Source organism: Duffyella gerundensis (assembly GCF_001517405.1).
GTDB classification, from domain to species: Bacteria; Pseudomonadota; Gammaproteobacteria; order Enterobacterales; family Enterobacteriaceae; genus Duffyella; species Duffyella gerundensis.
This window is the reverse complement of record NZ_LN907827.1, coordinates 3468145-3494351: the sequence shown is the minus strand read 5'-3', so window position 1 is coordinate 3494351 and position 26207 is coordinate 3468145. Positions and strand designations below refer to the sequence as shown.

At 57.4% G+C, this 26207-nt stretch carries 16 protein-coding genes and 1 riboswitch; of the genes, 8 read left to right on the top strand and 8 right to left on the bottom strand.

Features of this window, described 5'->3' with window-relative positions:
- Positions 1 to 17 precede the first annotated feature (17 nt).
- Complete coding sequence (metH, locus tag EM595_RS15970; protein ID WP_067434358.1) at positions 18 to 3701, top strand: methionine synthase; 3684 nt, start codon at positions 18 to 20, stop codon at positions 3699 to 3701.
- A gap of 727 nt (positions 3702 to 4428) precedes the next feature.
- Here metH and EM595_RS15960 read toward each other — a convergent pair.
- On the bottom strand, positions 4429 to 5139 hold the full coding sequence (locus EM595_RS15960; RefSeq protein WP_067435568.1) for a UTRA domain-containing protein: 711 nt from the start codon (positions 5137 to 5139) through the stop codon (positions 4429 to 4431).
- Positions 5140 to 5318: 179 nt separating this feature from the next.
- Between EM595_RS15960 and EM595_RS15955 the strand changes: the two genes are divergently transcribed.
- From EM595_RS15955 to EM595_RS15930, 6 genes are all read left to right on the top strand, one after another.
- Positions 5319 to 6374 (top strand): ABC transporter substrate-binding protein, encoded by a 1056-nt coding sequence (locus EM595_RS15955; RefSeq protein WP_067434355.1) that lies wholly within the window; start codon positions 5319 to 5321, stop codon positions 6372 to 6374.
- 9 nt (positions 6375 to 6383) lie between these two features.
- Entirely contained in the window at positions 6384 to 7196 is an 813-nt protein-coding gene (locus EM595_RS15950; RefSeq protein WP_067434352.1) for an alkaline phosphatase family protein, read from the top strand.
- A complete protein-coding gene (locus EM595_RS15945; protein ID WP_067434349.1) occupies positions 7193 to 8032 on the top strand; it encodes an ABC transporter permease in 840 nt (279 codons plus the stop codon). Before EM595_RS15950 ends, EM595_RS15945 begins: the two co-directional genes overlap by 4 nt.
- A gap of 13 nt (positions 8033 to 8045) precedes the next feature.
- Positions 8046 to 8831 carry an ABC transporter permease gene (locus tag EM595_RS15940; RefSeq protein WP_067434345.1) on the top strand — a complete coding sequence of 262 codons (786 nt, stop codon included), beginning with the start codon at positions 8046 to 8048 and terminating at the stop codon, positions 8829 to 8831.
- Positions 8832 to 8833: 2 nt separating this feature from the next.
- Positions 8834 to 9826, top strand: coding sequence for an ABC transporter ATP-binding protein (locus tag EM595_RS15935; protein ID WP_067434342.1), 993 nt, complete (start codon positions 8834 to 8836; stop codon positions 9824 to 9826).
- Positions 9827 to 9936: 110 nt separating this feature from the next.
- A complete protein-coding gene (locus EM595_RS15930; protein WP_067434339.1) occupies positions 9937 to 11562 on the top strand; it encodes a Na/Pi cotransporter family protein in 1626 nt (541 codons plus the stop codon).
- A 39-nt stretch (positions 11563 to 11601) separates the two neighbouring features.
- On the opposite strand, the gene panS is transcribed toward EM595_RS15930, so the two are convergent.
- The 4 genes from panS to EM595_RS15910 all read right to left on the bottom strand — a co-directional run bounded on the left by panS (position 11602) and on the right by EM595_RS15910 (position 17198).
- Positions 11602 to 12519, bottom strand: coding sequence for a ketopantoate/pantoate/pantothenate transporter PanS (gene panS, locus EM595_RS15925; protein WP_067434336.1), 918 nt, complete (start codon positions 12517 to 12519; stop codon positions 11602 to 11604).
- Positions 12520 to 12693: 174 nt separating this feature from the next.
- Positions 12694 to 13389 (bottom strand): aquaporin Z, encoded by a 696-nt coding sequence (aqpZ, locus tag EM595_RS15920; protein ID WP_067434333.1) that lies wholly within the window; start codon positions 13387 to 13389, stop codon positions 12694 to 12696.
- 197 nt (positions 13390 to 13586) lie between these two features.
- Positions 13587 to 14942 carry a lysine-sensitive aspartokinase 3 gene (gene lysC, locus EM595_RS15915; RefSeq protein ID WP_067434330.1) on the bottom strand — a complete coding sequence of 452 codons (1356 nt, stop codon included), beginning with the start codon at positions 14940 to 14942 and terminating at the stop codon, positions 13587 to 13589.
- Positions 14943 to 15144: 202 nt separating this feature from the next.
- Positions 15145 to 15340, bottom strand: a riboswitch (Lysine riboswitch).
- Positions 15341 to 15377: 37 nt separating this feature from the next.
- On the bottom strand, positions 15378 to 17198 hold the full coding sequence (locus EM595_RS15910) for a cation:proton antiporter (RefSeq protein ID WP_067434327.1): 1821 nt from the start codon (positions 17196 to 17198) through the stop codon (positions 15378 to 15380).
- Positions 17199 to 17416: 218 nt separating this feature from the next.
- Between EM595_RS15910 and pgi the strand changes: the two genes are divergently transcribed.
- The gene (gene pgi, locus EM595_RS15905; RefSeq protein ID WP_067434325.1) at positions 17417 to 19063 is read left to right on the top strand and encodes a glucose-6-phosphate isomerase; all 1647 of its coding nucleotides are present in this window, start codon (positions 17417 to 17419) and stop codon (positions 19061 to 19063) included.
- A gap of 54 nt (positions 19064 to 19117) precedes the next feature.
- Here pgi and glgX read toward each other — a convergent pair whose 3' ends face one another.
- The 3 genes from glgX to treZ all read right to left on the bottom strand — a co-directional run bounded on the left by glgX (position 19118) and on the right by treZ (position 25579).
- Positions 19118 to 21193 carry a glycogen debranching protein GlgX gene (gene glgX / locus EM595_RS15900; RefSeq protein ID WP_067434323.1) on the bottom strand — a complete coding sequence of 692 codons (2076 nt, stop codon included), beginning with the start codon at positions 21191 to 21193 and terminating at the stop codon, positions 19118 to 19120.
- Positions 21194 to 21263: 70 nt separating this feature from the next.
- Positions 21264 to 23795 carry a malto-oligosyltrehalose synthase gene (gene treY / locus EM595_RS15895; protein ID WP_067434318.1) on the bottom strand — a complete coding sequence of 844 codons (2532 nt, stop codon included), beginning with the start codon at positions 23793 to 23795 and terminating at the stop codon, positions 21264 to 21266.
- Positions 23792 to 25579 carry a malto-oligosyltrehalose trehalohydrolase gene (treZ, locus tag EM595_RS15890; RefSeq protein ID WP_067434310.1) on the bottom strand — a complete coding sequence of 596 codons (1788 nt, stop codon included), beginning with the start codon at positions 25577 to 25579 and terminating at the stop codon, positions 23792 to 23794. Before treZ ends, treY begins: the two co-directional genes overlap by 4 nt.
- Positions 25580 to 26207: the final 628 nt, after the last annotated feature.

Genomic DNA, 26207 nt, shown 5'->3' with positions numbered 1-26207 from the left:
TGCGGGTGAGGCTACCAGTGAGCAATAGAATTGAAGCGCTGCGCCAGCAGCTGTCCCGACGTATCATGCTGCTTGATGGCGGCATGGGCACCATGATCCAGAGCTATAAGCTGTCAGAACAGGATTTTCGCGGTGCACGTTTTGCTGACTGGCAAAGCGACCTGCAGGGCAATAACGATCTGCTGGTTCTGACGCGTCCCGACATCATCAGTGAGATTCACCACGCTTATCTGGCCGCGGGCGCTGATATTCTGGAAACCAACACCTTCAACGCCACTACGATTGCGATGGCGGATTACCATATGGAATCGCTCTCTGCTGAGATAAATTTCACAGCGGCGAAGCTGGCACGTGCCTGTGCTGATGAATGGACAGCGAAAACACCGGATCGTCCGCGGTACGTGGCAGGCGTATTGGGTCCAACCAATCGTACCTGTTCCATTTCACCGGATGTTAACGATCCCGCTTACCGAAATGTCACGTTTAATCAGCTGGTAACCGCCTATCGTGAATCAACACGCGCGCTGATTGAAGGTGGAGCCGATCTCCTTATGATCGAAACTGTTTTTGACACGTTAAACGCCAAAGCGGCCATTTTCGCGATTCAGAGCGAACAGGAAGCGTTGGGCGTGGCGCTGCCATTGATGATTTCCGGCACCATCACTGATGCATCAGGCCGTACGCTGTCTGGTCAAACTACTGAGGCCTTTTATAACTCCCTGCGTCATGCGGAACCGCTCTCCTTTGGCCTCAACTGCGCGCTGGGACCGGACGAACTGCGCCAGTATGTCGCCGATCTGTCACGCCTTGCCGATAGCTATGTGACAGCTCATCCCAACGCTGGCTTACCCAACGCCTTTGGTGAATACGATCTTGATGCCGATATCATGGCAGAACAGATTGGTGAATGGGCACGGGCGGGCTTTTTGAATATCGTTGGCGGCTGCTGTGGTACCACGCCACAGCACATTGCCGCCATGGCGCGCGCCGTTGACGGTGTGGCACCGCGTACCGTGCCAACGTTGCCGGTTGCCTGCCGGTTGTCGGGTCTGGAACCCTTGAATATCGGCGCCGATTCGCTGTTTGTGAACGTTGGCGAACGCACCAACGTTACGGGTTCGGCAAAATTTAAGCGGCTGATCAAAGAAGAGAAATATAACGAAGCGCTGGATGTAGCACGTCAGCAGGTAGAAAGCGGCGCGCAAATCATAGATATCAACATGGATGAAGGCATGCTGGATGCTGAAGCAGCCATGGTGCGCTTTCTCAACTTGATTGCCGGTGAGCCAGACATCGCGCGGGTGCCAATCATGATTGACTCCTCAAAGTGGGAGGTGATTGAAAAAGGGCTGCAGTGCATTCAGGGCAAGGGCATCGTCAACTCCATCTCGATGAAAGAGGGCGTTGACGCCTTTATACATCACGCGCGGCTGGTGCGTCGCTACGGCGCTGCGATGGTCGTAATGGCCTTTGATGAGGTTGGTCAGGCGGATACCCGCGCGCGCAAAATCGAGATTTGCCGTCGTGCTTATAAAATTCTGACTGAAGAGGTCGGTTTTCCGCCGGAAGACATCATCTTTGACCCCAATATCTTTGCCGTAGCCACCGGCATTGAAGAGCATAATAATTATGCGATGGATTTTATCGGCGCCTGTGAAGATATCAAACGCGAACTGCCGCATGCCATGATTTCCGGCGGTGTCTCCAACGTCTCATTCTCCTTTCGTGGCAACGACCCGGTTCGCGAAGCGATTCACGCCGTCTTCCTCTATTACGCCATTCGCAACGGCATGGACATGGGCATCGTCAACGCCGGTCAGCTGGCAATCTACGACGATCTGCCCGCCGAGCTGCGTGAAGCGGTAGAAGATGTGGTGCGCAATCGCCGGGACGATGGCACCGAACGCCTGTTGGATTTGGCTGAGAAATACCGTGGCAGCAAAAGCGAGGATGATAGTACCAAACCCCAGGCGGAATGGCGCAGTTGGGAGGTCGATAAGCGGCTCGAGTATGCGCTGGTAAAAGGCATTACCGAATTTATTGAGGAAGATACCGAAGCAGCGCGCCAGAACGCCTCGCGCCCGATTGAGGTGATTGAAGGCCCGTTAATGTCCGGCATGAACGTGGTTGGCGATCTGTTCGGCGAAGGCAAAATGTTCCTGCCGCAGGTGGTGAAATCCGCACGCGTGATGAAACAAGCGGTGGCTTATCTGGAGCCGTATATTGAGGCCAGTAAAGCGGTGGGCAGCACCAACGGCAAAATCGTACTGGCCACGGTGAAAGGCGACGTACATGACATCGGCAAAAATATCGTTGGCGTCGTGCTGCAGTGTAATAACTATGAAATTATCGATCTCGGCGTCATGGTGCCAGGTGAAAAAATCCTGCGCACTGCCAGAGAGCTCAACGCCGATATCATTGGGCTTTCCGGCTTAATTACGCCATCGCTCGACGAGATGGTTAACGTGGCCAAAGAGATGGAGCGTCAGGGTTTTACTATCCCGCTGCTGATTGGTGGTGCCACCACCTCAAAAGCCCATACCGCAGTAAAAATTGAGCAGAACTACAGCGGCCCAACGGTTTATGTGCAAAACGCTTCACGCACCGTGGGCGTGGTTTCTGCGCTGCTTTCCGACAGCAAACATGATGAGTTTGTTGCCCGCACGCGTAAAGAGTATGAAACGGTGCGCATTCAGCATGGACGTAAAAAGCCGCGCACGCCGCCGGTGACCTTGCAGGAAGCGCGTGATAATGCGTTGCCGATCGACTGGGAAAGTTACACGCCGCCGGTAGCGCATCGTCTCGGCGTTAGCGAAGTCAGCGCCAGCATTGATACGCTGCGCAATTATATCGACTGGACCCCGTTTTTTATGACCTGGTCGCTGGCAGGTAAATATCCGCGCATCCTTGAGGATGAGGTCGTTGGCGAAGAGGCGCAGCGGCTGTTTGCCGATGCCAACGCCTTGCTTGATACGCTGTCAACGCATCGCAGCCTGACGCCGCGCGGCGTTGTCGGCATATTTCCTGCCAACCGCGTTGGCGACGACATCGAAGTTTATGCCGATGAGTCGCGTTCACAGGTGATTCAGGTGAGCTATCACCTGCGCCAGCAAACGCAAAAAACCGACTTCGCTAATTACTGTCTGGCTGATTTTGTGGCGCCGAAATCAAGTGGTAAAGCGGATTATCTGGGCGCGTTTGCCGTTACCGGCGGTCTGGAAGAGGACGCGCTGGCCGAGGCGTACGATCGCCAGCATGATGATTACAACAAGATCATGGTGAAGGCGTTAGCCGATCGCCTGGCGGAAGCTTTCGCGGAATATCTGCATGAACGCGTGCGTAAGGTGATCTGGGGCTTTGGTGCCAATGAAAATCTCAGCAATGAAGAGTTGATTCGCGAAAATTATCAGGGTATTCGTCCGGCGCCGGGTTATCCCGCCTGTCCTGAACATACTGAGAAAGCGGCTATCTGGCAGCTGCTGGACGTCGAGGCGCATACCGGCATGCAGCTGACAGAATCTTTCGCGATGTGGCCTGGTGCGTCGGTTTCCGGCTGGTACTTCAGCCATCCTGACAGTAAATACTTTGCCGTTGCTCAGCTGCAGCGCGATCAGATTGAAGATTACGCGGCGCGTAAGGGGATGGCGGTAGGTGAAGTGGAGCGCTGGCTAGCACCGAATTTGGGTTACGATGCGGAGTGAGGGTGTGTTGCCTTGCAGGCGGGCTTTTTAAGGTCAACGTCTTGAGGCCAACGTTTTAAGGTCAAAAACCATTTCGTTCTGCCTGAAGGCAGCCCGAACAGGGCGAGGTCAAAGGCTATTTCGTTCTGCCTGAAGGCAGCCCGGGCAGGGCCAGGTCAAAGGCTATTTCGTTCTGCCTGAAGGCAGCCCGAGCAGGGCCAGGTCAAAGGCCATTTCGTTCTGCCTGAAGGCAGCCCGAGCAGGGCCGGCAGTCGCCCCGGCCCTGCACCCGCGCTATCCGGCAAACACAACCGCCCGCTGCGCGGGTGCCCTCACCAAAACCCTTTTCCTGACGGACCAGGCGCGATTCGCTCCTGCTCAACGCACCTTCTCGCCGCATCCCTGCGGCTCGTCCTGGAAAATGCTTTTGCCTCGGCGGTGGTGATGCCTCTAAAGGTCAAAAGCCAGGTCAACATCTTTAAAGCAAAAGCAAAAGCAAAAGCAAAAGCAAAAGCAAAAGCCCAGAGCTAAAAACCCAAAACCCAAAACCCAAAACCCAAAACCCAAAACCCAAAAACCCAAAACCCAAAACCCCAAAAACCCAAAACCCAAAACCCAAAACCCAAAACCCAAAGTCCAAAGTCCAAAGTCCAAAGCCCAAAGCCCAAAGCCCAAAGCCCAAAGCCCAAAGCCCAAAGCCCAAAGCTAAAAATGTGGCCTTAAAGAACCTTAAATGGTGGGCGAGATGTCAGGCTTCAACATCGACGCAGAGGGCGTCGTAGCGCCAGTATTCGTGGTCGCAGTCGATGATGCGGTTGTGCTGGTCGCGGTTGATGCGGGTAATGAACAAGCCGGGGCTGCCGGCGGCGACTTTCAGGGCGGGGGCGGCGAAGGCGGGAAGTGGGCCCGGCAGGATGGTGAAACGCACGCCGCCGTATTGGATGCCGTAACGCTGTGAATAGAGTTCGGTGAGTGAGCGGGTCAAATCAGCGGTTAACAGACCGGGAAACCAGATGGGATTCAGATAATGTTCGACGTAAAGCACCGCGCGACCGTCGATGCGTCGCAGACGGCTGATGCGCCAGGCTTCTTCGCCGGGGTGCATTGCCAGCGTTTGCGCTAATGCATGATCCAGCGTCACCGGCCGTGCGTCGAGCACTTCGGTCTCGGCGACGCGGCCCTGACGCTCGACCATGGCGTGAAAATGGCTGCGATGCAGCGGGTTGTAAATTAATCGCGGCGGGGCGACAAACCAGCCACGGCGTAACTCGCGGTAAATCTTACCCTGCTGTTCAAGCTGGCCCAGCGCCTCGCGTAGCGTGATCCGCGTGGTGCGATAATGCTCGCTGAGTTCACGTTCCGCAGGCAGGCGATCGCCCTGATGAAACTCGCCCGCCGCAATCCTTGCAACCAGCGCCTGACCGATCGCGTCGGCAGTGGTGAGCAGCAATTTTCCCATCGTCTTAGCCTCATTTAAGGGCGTGCTGCACCGTAATAGCGCCGGCACGGCATAATTACACCACATCATCGCGCTGTCGCCGCGCTGAAATAAAAGCGTCACACCGCCAGGCTAGATTGGCTCGGATTTTGCTGGACTAGACCAGCACGCCATCCAACTTATCACCTGGAGCAACAGCTATGAAACCTTTGTTCGTCTCTCTGTTAGCCAGTTCGATTCTCTGTGCATTTTCCGCGGCGAACGCTGCGGATACCGCGGCGCTGGAAAAAGCGGCCAAAAGTGAAGGCCAGGTCAACAGCGTTGGTATGCCAGATACCTGGGCCAACTGGAAAGAGACCTGGAGCGATCTCAGCAGCAAGTACGGTTTACAACATAGCGACACCGACATGTCTTCTGCCCAGGAGATTGCCAAGTTTGCCGCCGAGAAAAGCAACGCCAGCGCGGACATCGGTGATGTTGGCGCGGCATTCGGTCCGGTCGCGGTGGCCAAAGGCGTTACGCAACCCTATAAGCCGAGCCACTGGGATCAGGTGCCGGACTGGGCAAAAGACAAAGAGGGACATTGGGCGCTGGCCTATACCGGCACCATCGCCTTTCTGGTGGATAAGCAGCAGATCAAAGATATTCCTCACAGCTGGGCCGATCTGAAAAAGGGCAAATATACCGTCACCATTGGCGATGTCGGCGTGGCAGCGCAGGCGGCTAACGGTGTGCTGGCGGCTAACTATGCGTTAGGCGGTGACGAAAAAGATCTCAAACCAGCGCTGGCCTTTTTTGGTGAGCTGGCGAAGCAGGGGCGGCTCGGCGTTACCGATCCGGTGATTGCTAACATCGAAAAAGGCGAAGTGCAGATGGCGGTGGTCTGGGATTTCAACGGCCTCAACTATCGCGATCAGATCGATAAAAATCGCTATGAAGTGGTTATCCCATCCGATGGCTCCGTGACCTCGGGCTACACCACCATTATCAACAAATATGCGAAGCATCCCAACGCCGCCAAACTGGCGCGTGAATACATCTTTTCTGATGCCGGCCAGATCAATCTGGCGCGCGGTTATGCCCGTCCAATTCGCGCAGAGCATCTGACGCTGCCCGCTGATGTGCAGGCGAAACTGCTGCCGCAGTCCGAGTACAAGAGTGCCCGTCCGATCAAAGATCAGGCCGCGTGGGATAAAACCTCGAAGCTGCTGCCGCGCCTGTGGCAGGAAAACGTTGTGATCAATATGCAGCAGTAAGGAGTCGGCATGAAAGCGATCTTAGTGGTGCTGGATGGCCTGAGCAATCAGGTAGCGCAACATGCAATGGGCTATCTGCATGCCGAATGCGCGCAGGGAACCGGTGCGTATTACAGCCTGCGCTGTGAGCTGCCATCGCTGTCGCGTCCGCTTTATGAGTGCATTCTCACCGGCATCACGCCGGTGGCCAGCGGCATTGTGCATAACGGCATTAGCCGCCTGAGCAAAGAGCGCAGCCTGTTCCACTGTGCGCGTGATGCCGGATTAACCACCGCGGCGGCGGCGTACCACTGGGTCAGCGAACTCTATAATCGTACGCCATTCGTGGCCGCCCGCGATCGGCATACGCTGGCGCCTGAATTACCCATTCAGTACGGGCACTTTTATCACGATGATGGTTATCCCGATTCGCACCTGTTCGAAGATGCCGAAAGCCTGCGCCTTCGCTATCAACCTGATTTTCTGCTGATTCATCCCATGAACATCGACGATGCCGGTCATCGCCACGGCTTGCTGTCGGCACAGTACCGCAATCGGGCGCGCATGGCCGACAGCTATCTGTCGCTCTGGCTGCCCGGCTGGCTGGCCGCAGGTTATCAGGTAATGATCACCGCCGATCACGGTATGAACGACGATCGCAGCCACGGCGGCACGCTGCCGGAGGAGACCGAGGTGCCGCTGTTTGTTTTCGGCGAGGCATTCTCTCTGCAACCGGCGCTGCAGCCGCGTCAAACCGAGCTGTGCGGCACGCTGTGCAACGTGCTTGGCGTGCCGCACGATAAGCCGGTCTGTCGCGGCTTGCTGGCGGAGTGCAGCCTGTGAAGGGCAAAGGCATCGCGCTGCTCTGCCTGCTGCCGTTCGCGTTGTTCTTCATCGCGTTCCAGATCGCCCCGCTGATCTGGATGGCAATCAACGCGTTCTGGATCGATGTGGATCAACGCTGGGGCATTGATAACTATCGCGAGATTTTCGGCTCGCCATTTTATCAACAGGCGTTTCGCTTCTCGCTGGATATTGCCCTGTGGTCGAGCCTGTATGGCTTGCTGATTGCGCTGGTGGCGGGTTACTCGCTCAGCCAGCTGGGCGAAGGGCGACTGCACCGCTTTATGCTCTCTTTCACCAATATGACCAGTAACTTCGCCGGTGTGCCGTTGGCCTTTGCGTTTGTGATTTTGCTGGGCCTCAACGGCTGCCTGACGCTGCTGCTGCGCAACCTGGGCATGGCGGCAAGCTTTCGGCTCTACTCACGCGACGGCATGATTCTGGTTTACACCTGGTTTCAGATCCCGCTTGCGCTGCTGCTGCTCTATCCGGCGTTTATCGGGCTGCGCAAAGAGTGGCAGGAGTCGGCTTCGCTGCTTGGCGCCAGCCGCGCGCGTTACTGGTGGCACATCGGCCTGCCGATTCTTTCACCGGCGCTGCTGGGCACTTTTGTTATTTTGCTGGCGAATGCGCTGGGCGCGTACGCCACCATCTACGCGCTGACTACCGGCAACTTCAACGTCGTGCCGGTGCGCATTGCGGCACTGGTCTCGGGCGACATTTCACTCGATCCCAACATGGGCAGCGCGCTGGCGATGCTGCTGGTGGCGATCATGACGGTGATCACCCTGATTCATCAATGGCTGCTGCGCCGCAGCTGGCTACAGGCTAAATAGGCGGGAGAGGGCGATGACGCGAGGAGAACGACTATGGCATCGGCTGATGGTCGCGGCACTGCTGCTGATTCTGGCACTGCCGCTGCTGGCTACGCTGCTTTATGCGATTTCCAGCAGCTGGAACGGCACCATTCTGCCGCGTGGCTACACGCTGCGCTGGCTCTATGCGCTCTGGAGCGATACGCGCTTCCTGACCGCGCTGTGGCATTCGCTGCTGATATGCGCGGGCGCCTTGCTGTTTTCGCTGCTGCTGGTGTTGCCCGCGATGTTCGCCATCGCCTGGTGGCTGCCGAAGCTGGATGCGCTGATGAACGTGCTGATTTTGCTGCCGTTTGCCGTGCCGCCTGTGGTCTCCTCGGTGGGATTGCTTCAGCTCTACTCCGGCGAGCCGCTGATGATCGCCGGTACGCCGTGGATATTGATCGGCTGCTATTTCACCATCGCACTGCCGTTTATCTATCGCGCCATCGCCAACAACATGCAGGCGATCAACCTGCGTGAACTGATGGATGCGGCCAGCCTGCTCGGTGCCAGCACCTGGCGTGCGGCGCTGCTGGTGGTACTGCCTAATCTGCGTAAAGGCGCGACCATCGCCGTGCTGCTGTCGTTCTCTTTTTTGATCGGTGAATTTGTCTTCGCCAACATGCTGGTCGGTTCACGCTACGAAACGCTGCAGGTCTATCTCTACAACATGCGTAACGGCAGCGGCCATTTTACCAGCGCGCTGGTGATCTCCTATTTCTTCGTGGTGCTGCTGGTGACCTGGCTGGCAAACCGGCTTAATCGTGAGCGGAGCTAACAATGACCTATCTGGCCGTCAAACAGCTGAACAAGCGCTACGGCGCGACGCAAATTTTTGAACAGATCGACTTCAGCGCCCGCGAAGGCGAGCTGGTAACGCTGCTCGGCCCAAGCGGCTGCGGTAAATCAACGCTGCTGCGCTGCCTGGCCGGGCTGACCGAAGTCGACAGCGGAGAGATCCTGCTGCAGGGCAGCAATATTGTGCCGCTGCCGCCGCAGAAACGCACCATCGGCATGGTATTTCAGAGCTACGCGCTGTTTCCCAATATGACAGTGGAGAAAAATGTCGCCTTCGGCCTGAAGATGCAGAAGCTGTCGACGGAGACTATCCGCCAGCGGGTCGGCGAGGCGCTGGAGATGGTGGAGCTGAACGAGTTTGCCCGTCGCTATCCGCATCAGCTTTCGGGGGGCCAGTCGCAGCGCGTGGCGCTGGCGCGATCGCTGGTGACGCGTCCACGGCTGCTGCTGCTTGATGAGCCGCTGTCGGCGCTGGATGCGCGTATTCGCCGCCACCTGCGCGAGCAGATTCGCCGCATTCAGCAGGAGCTTAAGCTTACCACGCTGTTTGTCACCCACGATCAGGAAGAGGCGCTGAGCATGTCTGACCGTATCGTGCTGATGAACCGCGGCAAAATCGTGCAGAACGGCGATGCCGAAACGCTCTACACCCAGCCGGTCAACCTGTTTGCCGCCGGGTTTATTGGCAATTACAACCTGCTGAGCGCCGCCGAGGCGACGCAGTTGACCGGTCAGCCGTGGTATGGACAGATCGCTATTCGACCAGAGTCGATCCAGCTTTGCGCGCCCGACAAAGGCATTGCGGCGGATATCCTCAGCCACAGCCTGCTGGGCAACATCATTCGCTACCGTGTGCGCGCGCAGGGCGTTGAATTATCAGTTGATGTCCTCAACCGCTTGCCCGACGATCTTCATGCCATCGGCAGAAAAATTGGTCTACAGTTAGAGCTATCAACGGTGCGCCAGGTGGTTTAACCCATGCGAAAAAGTCCATGGCGCAGCAAGATAACGTGTGAGCCGCTCTTCACGTCAGGCTGGGAGGTGAGTGTAACGAGTCAAGCCTGACGTCAAAGGAGTGCGTATCGGTGTTAACCCTGCTTAATTTACTCTCTGCCGTGGCGCTGCTGGTGTGGGGCACCCACATTGTACGCAGCGGCATCATGCGTGTTTTCGGCGCTGACCTGCGGCGCGTGCTCAGCCGCAGCATCGACAAAAAGCCGATGGCCTTTCTGGCCGGCATCGGCGTCACCGCGCTGGTGCAAAGCAGCAATGCCACCACCTTGCTGGTGACGTCGTTTGTCGCGCAGGGGCTGATGGGGCTGACGCCCGCGCTGGTCACCATTCTCGGCGCCGACGTCGGCACCGCGCTGATGGCGCGTATCCTGACCTTCGATCTCAGCTGGCTTTCGCCGCTGTTTATCCTCTTCGGCGTGATCTTTTTCCTTGGGCGCAAGCAGTCGCGTGCCGGTCAGCTTGGCCGTGCCAGCATTGGTCTTGGGCTGATTCTGCTGGCATTACAGCTGATCGTTGAGGCGGCGAGGCCGATTACCCAGGCGTCAGGCGTACAGGTCATTTTCTCCTCGCTGACCGGCGATATCCTGCTGGATGCGCTGATCGGTGCGGTGTTTGCCATTATCAGTTACTCCAGCCTGGCTGCGGTGCTGATCACCGCGACGCTCACCGCCACCAACGTGATTAGCTTTCAGGTCGCGCTCTGTCTGGTGGTGGGCGCTAACCTGGGCAGCGGCCTGTTGGCGATGATCAACAACAGCGGCTCCAACGCGGCGGGCAAACGCGTGGCGCTGGGCAGCCTGCTGTTTAAGTTTATCGGCTGCATTATTGTGCTGCCCTTTATCCACGTGCTGGCGCCGCAGCTCGATCGGCTGCCGGTCAACGATGAAGAGTTGGTGATCTTCTTTCACGTCTTCTACAACCTGATTCGCTGTCTGGTGATGGTGCCGTTTGCCGGCCCGATGGCCAGCCTGTGCCAGCGTCTGATTGCCGACGATACCGAGAGCGATGCGCGCATCAAGCCGAAGCATCTCGATCGTAGCTCACTGGATACGCCTGCGCTGGCGCTGGTTAACGCCGCGCGCGAAACCCTGCGCATGGGCGATGTACTGGAGCAGATGCTGAACACCTTCAATAATGTGATGCACGGCCAGCCGCGGGAAGATCGGGTTATACGGCGGCTGGATGACGATGTCGACGTACTCTATACCGCCATCAAGCTCTATCTGGCGCGCATGCCAAAAGAGGATCTGCCAGAGACCGAGGCGAAGCGCTGGGCGGAGATTATTGAAATGGCGCTCAATCTTGAGCAGGCGGGCGATGTGCTGGAGCGTATGAGCGGCGACGTGGCGGACAAATCGCTGGCAACGCAGCGCGCGTTCTCGCCGGAAGGCTTGCAGGAGCTGGAAGCGATGCAGGAGAAGCTCAAGGCGAACCTACAGCTTAGCCTGTCGGTATTTCTGTCGCAGGATATCAATAGTGCAAAAAAACTGCGCCGCGCCAAGCACCGCTTCCGCATGCTTAACCGGCGTTATTCCCATGCCCACGTCAATCGCCTGCACCAGCAGAACGTGCAGAGCATTGAAACCAGTTCGCTGCATCTGGGCCTGTTAGGCGACATGAACCGCCTGAACTCGCTGTTTTGCGCCGTGGCTTACAGCGTGCTGGAGCAGCCGCCGGAAGAGCGCGAAGAGGAATAAAAAAGGGCGGCTCAGGCCGCCCTTTTTACGTCATGCCGATTACTTTTTCTTAATCGGTTTGCCGGACCAGTAGCCCGCCAGCAAGGAGCCGGAGAGGTTGTGCCAAACTGAGAACAGCGCGCCTGGCAGCGCCGCCAGCGGCGAAAAGTAGAGCTTGCCCAGCGTCGCCGCCAGACCGGAGTTCTGCATGCCCACTTCCAGCGCCAGCGTGCGGCAGGTCGACTCATCAAAGCCAAACAGCTTACCGCCCCAGTAACCGCCAAGCAGGCCAATGGCGTTATGCAGCATCACCGCGGCGATAACCACCAGACCCACCGAACCAATAAAGCCCTGACTGCCCGCCACTACTGCGCTGATGATCAGCAGGATGCAGACCATTGAGAACGCAGGCAGATAGGGCTCGACGCGCCGCACCACGCCATTCAGCGTGTGATGGATAATCAGTCCCAGGGTGATCGGTATCAGCACAATTTTTATGATACTGAGCAGCATGCCCACCACATCGACCTGAATATGGGTATCGACGTAAAAACGGGTCAGCAGTGGCGTAGCGAAAACCCCGACCAGCGCGGAAACCGACGAGATGGTCACCGACAGCGCAACATCGCCTTTTGCCAGATAGATCATCACGTTGGAGGCAGTGCCGCTGGCGACGCTGCCGACCAGAATCATGCCGGCAGAGAGGTCGGGCGGCATATGAAACAGCTTCGCCAGCCCCCATGCGGCCAGCGGCATCACCAGATAGTGCAGAAAAGTGCCGGCAATCACCGGTGCCGGGCGCGTCAGCACGCGTTTGAAATCGCCAATATTCAGGGTGACACCCATACCAAACATGATCAGCATCAGTAGATAACTGACCCACGGGCCGATTGCCAGAAAGGTACCGGGAGAGTAATAAGCAGCAACGGAGAGCAGCACTGCCCACAGCGGGAACAGGCGGGTAACGGTGGCGAGCATAACCTTAGGTCCTTATTAGAATCAGAATCAGAATAACGATGTGCCATAGCAAAAACCGGTGCGGCAACGCGCATCGGAACGAAATCATAACATTTCACTCTGGCTGAAAAACGCGGCGGGCCGGGCGGGGAGGAAAATGCGGATCGACTGCTGTCGATCCGCGAACGGGCAGGCTTAATCCTCTGCTTTTTGCAGTAAATTCCGATAGATCACACCACCAAGTACCGCACCAACGATCGGCATCAGCCAGAACATCCACAGCTGGGACAGCGCCCAGGTGCCCTGAAACAGGGCCACGCCGGTGCTGCGCGCCGGGTTAACCGAGGTATTGGTCACCGGAATGCTCACCAGGTGAATCAGCGTCAGTGCCAGACCGATAGCGATCGGGGCAAAGCCTGCCGGTGCGCTTTTGTCGGTCGCGCCCATGATCACAATCAGGAACACGGCGGTCAGCACCACCTCGATAACCATACCGGCCAACAAGCTGTAACCGCCCGGCGAATGCTCGGCGAAACCGTTGCTGGCGAAGCCGCTGGCGGTAACGTCAAAGCCCGGTTGGCCGGAAGCGACCAGATAGAGCACCGCGGCGGCAGCCGTCGCGCCTGCCAGCTGAGCGATGATATAAGGCAGCGCCTGTGACAGAGGAAAACGTCCGCCAGCAATCAGGCCCAGCGTCACCGCCGGATTGAAGTGGCCACCGGAAATATGGCCTACCGCGTACGCCATGATCAGCACGGTCAGGCCAAACGCCAGCGCCACGCCAGCGAAGCCGATGCCCAGCTGCGGGAACGCCGCCGCCAGTACGGCACTGCCGCAGCCGCCCAGTACCAGCACGAAGGTGCCGAGTAATTCAGCCATGAATTTTTGCATGATGTTCTTCCCTTGAATGCGCATAATTGCGGAGCGCGATTATCGGGTTAATCACGTCGATGGCAATCGCCAGAGGGAAAAGTTGCTTAAAAACCAGGCGGTTTACGGATATTCGAGACGCGTCTCAGTACCGGTAGCGAACAGCGGCCATAAAAAAGCCGGACGGTGTCCGGCTTAATCAGCACCCAAAAGCGTACTTATTCGAACAGGTTCTGGTGCAGCGTCCGCACTACCTGCTCGGCATCGCCGCCAGGCACCAGAAAGCAGAGGTTATAGCTGCTGGCACCGTAGCAGATCAGGCGCAGGTTAAACGGCTCAAGCACGCCGAACACCTCTTTGCCGACGCCGCACGCTTGCGACAGCTTGTTGCCGATGATCGCCACCAGCGCCAGGTTCTCTTCCACTTCCACACGGCACAGCGATGACAGCTCGGTCAGCAGCGCCTGCGTCAACAGACTGCCGCCGGTTGAGGTGGAACCGGTGGTATCCAGCGTCAGGGCAATGCTCACTTCAGAGGTGGTGATCAGATCCACCGAAATGTCATGGCGCGCCAGAATGGTAAACACTTCCACCAGAAAGCCGCGTGCATGCAGCATGTTCAGGCTGTGCAGGGTGAGCAGCGTCTGCTTGCGGCGTAACGCCAGCGCACGGAACAGCGGCGGGTTTTCACTCTGGTTACAAACGATAGTGCCGCCCGCAGCGGGGTCTTTACTGGAGCCGACAAACACCGGAATATCGCTGCGTACCGCCGGCAGCAACGTCGCCGGATGCAGCACCTTGGCGCCAAAGGTCGCCATTTCAGCGGCTTCTTCAAAGGTGATCTCATCGATACGCTTGGCTGACGGCACCACGCGCGGATCGGTGGTGTAAATTCCCGGCACGTCGGTCCAGATATCAATACGCTGTGCCTGTAACGCTTCGCCGAGCAGGGCGGCGGAGTAGTCACTGCCGCCACGGCCGAGCGTGGTGGTGCGGCCCTTGCTTTCGCTGCCGATAAAGCCCTGGGTGATCACCAGCGCATCGCGCAGACGTGGTTTAAGCTGCTGGTCGACCAGCGAGGTCAGCGCCGCCATATCCGGTTCGGCACGGCCAAAGCGATCGTTGGTGCGGATCACTTTGCGCACGTCAAACCATTCGGACGCGACGTGACGCTCACGCAGCACTTCCACAAACAGCAGCGTCGACATCAGTTCGCCGTGGCTGACCAGTTCGTCGGTGAGCGCGGTTGAGGTGGCCAGCGCGGCGCCTTCCGACAGCATGGCGACATTGTCCAGCATGCGGTCGATCTCTTCGCGAATGATATCGCCGTGCTGCAGGCGATCGATGATGGCGTACTGAATGTGACGGATCTCATCCAGCATCGCGGCACGCTGTTCCGGTTGCTGGCCTTCAGCCAGCGAGACCAGCAGGTTGGTAATGCCCGCCGAGGCGGAAAGCACCACCAGACGCACGTTGCTGTCGGCCAGCACCACATCGGCGCTGCGGTTCATAGCGTCAAAGTTTGCGACGCTGGTGCCGCCAAATTTGGCCACGATAAGGGTAGATTGAGACATGTAAACAACACCTCGTGTCAGGTTGCACCCATGATATTTCAAGCGGTTTAGTGCACATTTCGTGGGTCACGGCGCAGGGCACCGGCGTCACGATAATGGCCATAGTCGCGCCACTCAAACGTGTTGGGTAAGTATTTTATCAGCCTTGGCACAAGGGGGGCACAGAAAAGGGAGAAGACGTAGATCGGCGGTCACTACGAGGTCACCCAGAAGCGCCCCACCTTGCGAAACGCCCGACTGCCGCACGTTTCTGGTGACAACCCAGAGGATTCAGCCCCTGTGGTCGACAGAACAACACGCCGCGTGTTGTTCCGCCTCGGCGTCGCTCCCCATCATGTGTTTTCAGCGGAAACGGCTCCTCTAACACACTACCTGGGCGACGCGCCTCTTCTGGCTTGCGCACGGGTGCGCAAGTAGGCGCATACAAATATCGGACTATGGCGCTGCTGTCAACGGTTCGCGGCCCGAAAGCGGCTCATTTTGCACCATGGCAATCAGCGTACAGGGCAGCGGTGGCGTGCTTTCACCGTCGAAAGCGTAGAGCGTGCCATCTTCTTTCTGGATAAACAGCGGCACCACGCTGCGGTTTTTCTCCAGATATTCCAGCCAGCCGAAGTTCTCATTCAGCCGCGTCGCTTTGATCACTGCGCCTTTGGCCAGCTGGCCGCTGAGCTGCGCATAGGTTTGCTCATGACCAAACAGCCGCTCATGACGACGGAAGCGCGGGTTTTCCCCTTTGCCGCGGCCACGCAGCTCGGCGCCGGAACGCACCGCGGCCACCTTCTTCTCGCCAAAAATATGGCTGAAGTGATAAACCGCCAGCGCGTTTTGATGGCGATTAGGCGACAGCGCCAGCACCTGCGCGGTTTCGCTGAGATCGAGATAGTTTTCCGCATGCTCCGACCAGGCGTTGCCGTAATAGGCCGGAATGCCGTCCATGCGCGCCTGACGATAATATTCCCAGCTGCTGTCGGTCAGCAGCACCGGAATATCAAGCTTTTGCAGCGCGGCAGCTAGCGCCCGCGCCACGCTGTTGGCACCGATGATCAGCACGCCGCGCGGCTGTTGCTGCTGTACGCGCAGCCAGCGTGCCATGGCGGCGCTGGTCAGACTCTGAACCACCACGGTGCCGATAATAATGGCAAACACCACCGTCACCAGCCGATCGGCGCCGGGATAACCGCTGCGCGCCAGCGTCAGGGCAAACAGCGCGCTGACCGCGGCAGCAACAATGCCGCGCGGCGCGATCCAGCTCAGCAGCACACGATCGCGCCAGTGCAGGCTGGATCCGGCGGTTGAGAGCGCAATACAGAGCGGCCGGGCGATAAACTGCACCACCAGCAGCACGCCAACCAGCGGCCAGCCCATCGCCAGCAGTGCGTTAATGTCGAGACGTGCGGCGAGGATGATAAACAGCGCCGAGATCAGCAGCGCCGACAACTCCTCTTTGAACGCGATAATCTCGGTGAGATCGACCTCGCGCATGTTTGCCAGCCAGATGCCCATCACCGTGACTGTCAGCAGGCCCGATTCATCGGCAATGGCGTTAGAGAGGCCAAACGCGGTCAGCATAATCGCCAGGACGGCAAAGTTTTGCAGGTAGCCCGGCAGCCAGACGCGGCGCAGCGCCAGTCCTACCAGCCAGCCAAACAGCGCGCCAGCGATCAGACCCACCGCAGCGGTCAGCCCCAGCGTCCAGAAAAGATGCGTTAACGATTCAGCCTGCTGACGTAGCACAATGAATTCAAACACCAGCAGAGTGAAAATAGCGCCAACCGGATCGATGACGATGCCTTCCCAGCGCAGCACCTGATTAATCGCCGCATTGGGGCGCACCACGCGCATCAGCGGCGCAATCACCGTGGGGCCGGTGACCACCGTCACCGAACCGACCAGCGCAGCCAGTTCAGGTGGAAAGCCGAGCAGGCCCCAGCAGGCGAGGCTGATCACCAGAAAGGTCACCAGCATGCCGATGGTCACCAGATTGCGCACTACGCCGCCGAGGCCGCGGATCTCCTCAACACGCAGCGTCAGTGCGCCTTCAAACAGGATGATCGCCACCGATAGCGAGACCAGCGGAAACAGCAGATCGCCAAACAGCGCATCAGGTTGCAAAACGTGCGTTACGGGGCCAAGGATTATGCCGAAAATCAACAGCGGTAAAATGGCAGGCAGGCGCAGTAACCAGGCGAGCCACTGGGCGGCAAGCGAGCTAAGCCCAATGATAACCAACAACAAAGGCGAGGAGAGCGCCATAAAATTTTTTCCTTTAAACGGCAAGAGTAGTCATACTGAAACGCATTGCGGACATCATCGTCGCAGCCTGAATTATAATTAGCCCCGGGCGAAACGCAGGATATTTGCTGCGTAATCATCGTCGTAGCCTGTTGCAGCAAAAGAAGAGCCATTTATCAGCAGCAGGTACCATAGCGCCCGGTCAGAATTACGGTTCTTAAATAAAAAAGAGTATTGCCATGAAAAATATCAATCCGACACAAACCGCTGCCTGGCAGGCCCTGCAGCAGCATTTTGAACAGATGAAAGATGTTACAATCGCCGATCTCTTTGCGCAGGATGGCGACCGTTTTGCAAAATTCTCCGCCACCTTTGACGATCAGATGCTGGTGGATTACTCCAAAAACCGCATCACCGCTGAAACCCTGGAAAAACTGCAGGCGCTGGCCAAAGAGACCGAGCTGGCCGAGGCGATTAAATCGATGTTTTCCGGTGAGAAGATCAACCGCACCGAAGATCGCGCCGTGCTGCATGTTGCATTGCGTAACCGCAGCAACACGCCGATCCTGGTCGACGGCAAAGATGTGATGCCGGAAGTCAACGCGGTGCTGGAGAAGATGAAGGCGTTCTCCGAGCGCATTATCAACGGCGAATGGAAAGGCTATACCGACAAGCCGATTACCGATGTGGTTAACATCGGCATTGGCGGCTCCGACCTCGGTCCGTTTATGGTTACCGAAGCGCTGCGCCCGTATAAAAATCACCTCAACATGCACTTTGTCTCCAATGTGGATGGCACGCACATCGCAGAAACGCTGAAAAAAGTGAACCCGGAAACCACGCTGTTCCTGGTCGCCTCAAAAACCTTCACCACTCAGGAAACCATGACCAACGCGCACAGCGCGCGCGACTGGTTCCTGAAAAGCGCCGGTGACAGCAGTCACGTGGCCAAGCACTTCGCCGCGCTCTCAACCAACGCCAAAGCGGTGGGCGAGTTCGGCATCGATACCAACAACATGTTTGAGTTCTGGGACTGGGTCGGCGGCCGTTATTCTCTGTGGTCAGCCATCGGTCTGTCGATCGTGCTGTCCGTGGGCTACGACAACTTTGTTGAGCTGCTCAGCGGCGCACACGCCATGGATCAGCATTTTGCTGCCACGCCATTAGAACAGAACCTGCCGGTGCTGCTGGCGCTGATCGGCATCTGGTACAACAACTTCTTCGGTGCCGAAACCGAAGCCATTCTACCGTATGACCAGTACATGCACCGTTTCCCGGCGTACTTCCAGCAGGGCAACATGGAGTCAAACGGCAAGTATGTCGACCGCAACGGCAATCCGGTGGATTACCAGACTGGCCCAATCATCTGGGGCGAGCCGGGCACCAATGGTCAGCATGCGTTTTATCAGCTGATTCATCAGGGCACCAAGCTGGTGCCGTGCGACTTTATCGCACCGGCGGCCACGCATAACGCGCTGGCGGATCATCATGAAAAGCTGCTCTCTAACTTCTTTGCACAGACCGAAGCGCTGGCCTTTGGTAAAAGCCGCGATACGGTGGAAAAAGAGTTTACCGACGCCGGTAAATCAGCGGCTGACGTTGAGCACGTGGTGCCGTTCAAGGTGTTCGAAGGCAACCGTCCAACCAACTCCATCCTGCTGCGTGACATTACGCCGTTCAGCCTGGGAGCGTTGATTGCGCTGTATGAGCATAAGATCTTTACTCAGGGCGCTATTCTCAACATCTTCACCTTCGATCAGTGGGGCGTTGAGCTGGGCAAACAGCTGGCAAATCGTATCCTGCCTGAACTGGGCGGCGACGAGCAGATCAGCAGCCATGACAGCTCTACCAATGGCCTGATCAACCTGTATAAGTCCTGGCGCTAAGCGCTGAAGACGAAAAAAAAGCGGCTATGCAGCCGCTTTTTTTATGGGTAAAAATCAGGGACGTCTGAACAGGGCGATACTGCGACCTTCCAGTTCAAAATCCTTCTCTTTGGTGATCACCAGACCGCGCTTCGCCGTATCAGACGTGGTGAGCTCCAGCACCCAGCCGCCTTCACCAAACTGCGGAATGCGAAACGGCACGTTGCCTTCAAACGGGTTGAACAGCATCAGCACGTCATGCCAGAGGCCTTCCTGCTCCACTAGGTCGGCACGGCCAATGTAGACGCCGATGGTTGAGCCTTCATCCCACTGCTCAGACTGCTGGAAACCGCCGCCAGCGTTGAACCACTTGATGTCCATGCCGTCGCGCCAGCTTTCGCGACGCAGCAGCGGCTGCTCAGCGCGCAGCCTGATGACTTCGCGGGTGAATTCGCGCAGCGCTTCAGCACTGGCGGGCAGGTTATCCCAGTGCACCCAGGAAATTTCACTGTCCTGGCAATAGCCGTTGTTGTTACCCAACTGGCTGCGGCCAAACTCATCACCGGCCAGCAGCATTGGCGTGCCGTGCGAGAAGAGAATGGTGGCGAGGAAGTTGCGCTTCTGGCGCTCACGCACCGCGTTGATGCCTTCGTCGTCGGTTGGGCCTTCAGCACCGTAGTTGTAGGAACGGTTGTCGTTGTGGCCGTCGTTGTTATCTTCGCCGTTGTCGGTGTTGTGCTTCTCGTCGTAAGAGACCAGATCGTTGAGCGTAAAGCCATCGTGCGCGGTGATAAAATTAACGCTTGCCCACGGACGGCGGCCGCGCTGATCGTACAGGTCGCCGGAACCAAGCAGACGGGCGGCAAAGTCGGTCGCCACGTTGTTGCCTTTCCAGTATTCGCGCACCGTGTCGCGGTATTTATCGTTCCATTCTGCCCAGCCCGGCGGGAAGCCGCCAACCTGATAACCGCCAGGACCGATATCCCACGGCTCGCCGATCAGCTTCAGTTTTGACAGTACCGGATCCTGCATAATGGCGTCAAAGAAGCCGCTGCGCTCATCAAACCCTTCTGGCTCGCGGCCAAGAATGGTGCCGAGATCGAAGCGAAAACCGTCGATATGCATCGATTCTGCCCAGTAACGCAGGGAATCGAGGATCATCTGCAGTACGCGCGGATGCGAGGTGTTTACCGTGTTACCGGTGCCGGTGTCGTTGATGTAATAACGGTGCTGATCGGGCATGGTGCGATAATAGGAGAAGTTATCGATGCCTTTAAACGACAGCGTGGGACCGAGTTCGTTACCTTCGGCGGTGTGGTTATAGACCACGTCGAGAATCACCTCGATCCCGGCGTCATGATAGGCGCGCACCATATCGCGGAAGCCCTGAATACCGTTCGGTCCGAAGTAGCGGGAAACCGGCGCAAAGAAGCCCAGCGTGTTATAGCCCCAGAAGTTTTTCAGCCCTTTGTCGAGCAGATGCTGATCGTCCGGGAACCAGTGCACCGGCAGCAATTCTACCGAGGTGACGCCGAGGTTCTTGATGTAATCCACCACCGATTTGTGGCCCATACCTTCATAGGTGCCACGCAGTTCTGGCGGCACTGCGCTGTTCAGCTGGGTAAAACCTTTGACATGGGTTTCGTAAATCAGCGTTTTTGGCCACGGAATCGACGGGCGATTCTCATCCTGCCAGTCAAATTCATTGGGATCGATAACGCGCGCTTTCGGCGTATACGGGCCGCTGTCGCGCGTATCAAAAGTCAGATCTTTATCTTCATGCAGCAGGTCGTAGGCAAAGTGCGCCTCGTTCCACTCAATATCACCGGCGATTTCGCGGGCGTAGGGATCGAGCAGCAGCTTGTTTGGGTTAAAGCGATGGCCGTTTTCTGGATCGTACGGACCGTGCACGCGGTAGCCGTAGAGCGCGCCGGGCTGCAGGCCGGGCACGTAGCCGTGCCACACTTCATGAGTATATTCCGGCAGGTCGAGCCTGCCGATTTCGTGCTGTCCGCTCTCATCATACAGGCAGAGTTCCACGCGCTCAGCGTTAGCCGAAAACAGGGCGAAGTTAACGCCCTGACCATCAAAATTAGCCCCGAGTTGCTGACTGTGTCCCGCAGTGATTTCAAAATGCTGATCGTTTGACATGTATGCCTCTTTTTCGCATCGCTATTTTTTTACGCCCCGCCGCGGCTAACCGCAAAGCAGGGCAATATCATCATTCACTGACGAGTATGAGTGGCGAACAACAATCCACGGATTCAAGGTCAATCCGATCCGCTAACTGCATCTCTTCTCCGCTGAGCAGATCGCGGTAGCGGCGATCGGTCAGGTGCTCAGGCAGCACGATATCGGTATCGAGCCAGCGTTCAATATGCGGTCTGGCCAGGGTGCCGTGCAGCATGTCAAACACCAGATGTGGCGCGATAACAATCAGGGTCTTATCGCCTTCGGTGCGGGCGTAAGCCAGGATCTTGTCGGCAAATTTGCCCACCGCAGACAGCGGCAGGTAATCGCCTTTACGGAACAGGTTGGGCTGCTGCTGACGGAAGCGTAAAACCGTGGCGATCGTATGCTGCTTCAGCTGGCCATTCATCCACGCCGCTTCACTGTTGAAGTCGACATCCTGCGCATCGAGCATCTTTTCCAGTTCGTCATAGTCTGGCTCGCGGCGGTTATCGGGATCGACCAGGCTGAAGTTCAGCGCTTCGCTGCCCTGATAGATATCCGGCACGCCAGGCGCGGTTAGCTTGATCACGGTTTGCGTCAGGCTGTTTACCAGACCGGCGCGGATAAACGGTTGCAGCGACTGGGTAAAGTCGCGCAGAAACTCCTGATTGTCGGCGGACAGCAGGTGGCGTGCGTAATCCAGCACCGCGGTTTCATAAGCGTCATTGCTGTCGCCCCAGTCGGTGCGATCTTTCGCTTCGCGCAGCGCCTTTTCCACGTAGTCGTGGAAGCGAGTTTCCAGCGCCTGCAGGCCTTCGGCATCGTCTGGCTGCAAGTCTGGCGGCCAGACACCGGCCAGCGCCTGAAACAGCATCCATTCGGTGGCCGGTTTGGGCGCAGGGCCATCTTCCAGCATCACCACTTTGGGCTGGTTCAGCTGGCCCCAGCGCTCAACGCATTTTGCCCACTGCTGCGGCGCTTCGGTCAACGTATAGAGTCGCGCACGGGCATCTTCGCCGCGTTTGGTGTCGTGGGTTGAGGTGCCTGACAGCGCATCCGGCTGACGTTCAAGGCGCGTTTTCATTTCGGCGTGGAACAGATCCTGCGGGAACGCGCGCGGTACCGGTTCGGCACCCACTTCGTTCAACGCCAGCGCCATGTTCTGACGGAAAAACAGCGTATCTTCCACCGATTTGGCCATCAACGGTCCGGTCAACTGCTGGAAGCGAGTGCGGAAGTTGGTGGCATCGCTGGCTGACTCAGCGCTCACATCACCGGTAAGAATGGTGACAATGAAATCGAGCGCGTCGCTATCGGGCGCGTTATTGCTGCGTTTCACCTTGCGAACAATTTTGTGCAGCAGTTCAAGGTCGGCAGGCGGCATGCCTTCGGCGGTGCCGTAAGTGCGATAGACCGGGAAAGCCACCAGCAACGAGCGCAGCGCCGCGCGGATCTCTTTCTCATCCGTTGCGTCGCCCTGTTTTTCACCGATGCTCAGCGCAAGGGTTAACAGCGTATTGAATTCCCCGGCAAAGTTGCGGCCCGCCATCAACAGCTTGGCTGAGCTTAACTCGGCGGTGATATCCAGCGTTCTGCCGCGTGACTCTTCATAGGCTTTGCGCAGCGCAGTGAGCTTCTCATCATCCACCAGCGCATTGGCCAGCGAGGCGATGAACTCATAACCGGTGGTGCCTGAGATCGGCCAGTCTTCTGGTAGATGCTCGCCTTCACCGAGGATTTTCTCAACGGTGATATAGCAGTCGTCACCCGCTTCCTGGCGTAAGCGCTCGAGGTAACCTTTGGGATCGGCCAGGCCATCCACGTGATCGACGCGCAAACCGTCAACTGCCCCGCTGTGCACCAGCTCAAGGATCAGGCGATGTGAATCATCAAATACCGCCGGGTCTTCGACGCGCACGCCGACCAGACCGGTGATTTCAAAGAAACGGCGGTAGGAGAGATCGGTTGGCGCATCGCGCCACGACATCAGACGCCATGACTGGCGTTCGTGCAGCTCGGCAATCGCCGCTTTGTCGGTGAGCGCCAGAATCTCCTGTTCGCGGCCTTGCCAGGTTTCCGGGTTCAGCGGATAGCAGGTTTCGTAATAGGCGAAGGCGGGCTTGCCGGTCTCGGGATCGGCTTTGACGGTGATGTCGCCATTTTCCAGCGCCACTTCAAAAGTGTCGCCGAGGAACGGCAGCGTCAGCGGACGTGACCAGTTGATATCGAAATGGTGGGCATAACGGCTTTTTTCGCCGTGCTCTACCACGTCGCGCCACCAGGCATTCTCCAGCGAAGCGGCCATGTGGTTCGGTACGATATCCAGAATCAGGCCTAAGCCCGCCTCTTTCAGCGTGTTCGCCATGCGGTCAAAGCCTTCGCGACCGCCGATAGCGGGCTCAATTTCGTTGGCATCGGTTACGTCATAGCCGTGCGTCGATTCGCGAGTGGCGGTAAAAATGGGTGAAGCATACAGATGACTGATGCCCAGCCGTTTCATATAGGGCACCAGCGCCGCGGCACGGTCAAAGGTCATGCCGTTGCGGAACTGAATTCGGTACGTTGCGGTAGGAATGGTCATTGTGCATTTCTCGCGGCAAGACGAACGATAAGGGAGTGTTGCGGCAACGTATCGCTGGCGGCAGGCAAGGCAAAAATCGTCTCGCCCGGCATGTCCGGCAGCGGCTGCGCCGTTTCACCAATATTGAGCGCCATCGATAGCGTACCGGCCGGGAAAGTCCAGCTTACGGCAACAACGCCATCGCCGGTTTTGATCACCTTGCCGCTGTTGCCACCGGCGGTGGCGAGCAACGGAACGATATGCTGCTGACGCAGCGCCAGCAGCTCGCGGGTCATCGCCAGCCAGGCTTTGCCTTCGTTGCTGTCGAGTTTGTTCCAGTCGAGTTTCGACATCATGAACGTCGATTCGTCATTAGGATCGGGCACCGTTTCGCCTTCGTGTCCGGCATGGCCTTCAAATTCGCGGGCACGGCCTTCGCGCACCGCTTTGGCCAGATCGCCGTGGAAATCGGTGAAGAACAGGAAAGGCTGCGTTTCGCCATACTCTTCGCCCATAAACATCAGCGGGATGTGCGGAGAAAGCAGCAGCGTGGCGAGCAGCACTTTGGTGCGATCGGCGCCCGCCAGTGAAATCAGACGTTCGCCCTGCGCACGGTTGCCCACCTGATCATGGTTCTGAATAAAATCGACGAAGGCGACCGGCGGCTGGCCGGTGCTGTCAACGCCGCGTTTTTCACCCGACTGCGGCGATATCTCGCCCTGATAGGCAAAGCCTTCCGCCAGCACGCGGGCGACGCGTTTTTCCGGTTCGCCAGCAAAATCCTGGTAGTAAGCGTGCGATTCGCCGGTAGCAAACACGTGTACCGCATTGTGAAAATCGTCGTTCCACTCGCCGGTGAACAGCGGCACTGAACCGTCGGCTTCGCGCGGATGCAGGAAGGTAACGTTGCGGCTGTCTTCGGTAGTGAGATGAATTGGGCGATCGGTAATTTCGGCGCGGATACGCTCGGCGATATCAACCAGCACATGCTTGCTGGAGTTATCTTCAATCTGATCGATGGCATCAAAACGCAGGCCATCGAGGTGATATTCCTGCAGCCAGAACAGCGGCGCCTCAACGATATAGCGGCGCGCTTCTTCCACGTCGTAAGCGATACCGGCGCCCCATGGCGTCTCGCGCTCTTTATGGAAGAAATCGGGCGCCAGCAGCGGCAGATAGTTGCCTTCCGGGCCGAAGTGGTTGAGCACGATATCCAGCACCACCGACAGGCCGTGATCGTGCGCGGCATCGACAAAGGCTTTGAAATCGTCAGGCGAACCGTAGGCAGCATGCGGTGCATAGAGCAGCACGCCATCGTAGCCCCAGCCGCGTGTGCCGCCAAACTGCGACAGCGGCAACACCTCCAGCATGGTGACGCCCAGTTCGGCCAGATAGGGCAGTTTTTCAATTGCCGCGCGGAAAGTGCCTTCCGGCGTAAAGGTGCCGAAATGCATCTCATACACCACCGCTTCTTCCCACGGACGACCGCGCCATTCGCTGTTGCGCCAGGCGTAAGCGGTGGGATCGATCACCAGCGATGGGCCGTTAACTTCATCTTTTTGCGCGCGGGAAGCGGGATCGGGCACCGCCATGCCGTCGGCGAGGACAAAATTGTACTCTGCGCCGGGCGCCACATTATCAACCTGTAGTTCGAACCAGCCGTTATCGGCGGGTGTCATCGGGGTCTCTTTACCGGCAAGCCTGAGCGTTACCTTTTCCTGGCCTGTTGCCCAAAGACGAAAGCGAACACGGTCTTCAGACACGTATTCAGCGCCCCAACTTTTCAGAAATGATTTGGACTTCATTCAATGGCCTCGTTTAACCCAAAAGTGAGCAATGCAAGGCACCAGCCGGACGGTCTCCGGTGATGCAAGTTCAATACCCTGACGGGCTAACCTGATGTGAATGCCGCACAGGATCGACGCGCCTGTCACAACCCGGAAAGGGTTGCCGCAGGAGGAGTGTGTTGGAACGGTTTGCGAGAGTCCTGGACACAGGCAGCATACGAAGAATAATCATAGACTAAGATGCGCAAAGTAAGGGTGCATCAGGCAATGGCGCGGGTTACCCGCACGTTGCCGGTCGGGCCATGCTGCCGTCGGGGTAATTCAGGCCAGTGGGTAAACAGAGAGGCGGGCGAAGTATTCTGAAAAGAGGGTTTGCGTAGAACAGCAGACCGGGATAATCCTCGTGCCCGATTGCGCTATGTATCGCTATCCAGCGCACTGAGCGGAGCAAAATAGCGGGTATTAATAAGCAAAATATAGCGGGCATGGGCTTTTTGAAGTTTTAAGGGAAATATTGATGGAAGAAAAATCCTAAAAAGCTTCATTAATATGTGGCCCTAATCTGTGAATAAAAAATTTATAACATATTGAAATAAATAAGATTTATACCGGCTATTTTCTGAGAAAATTCTTATTGCGAATAATT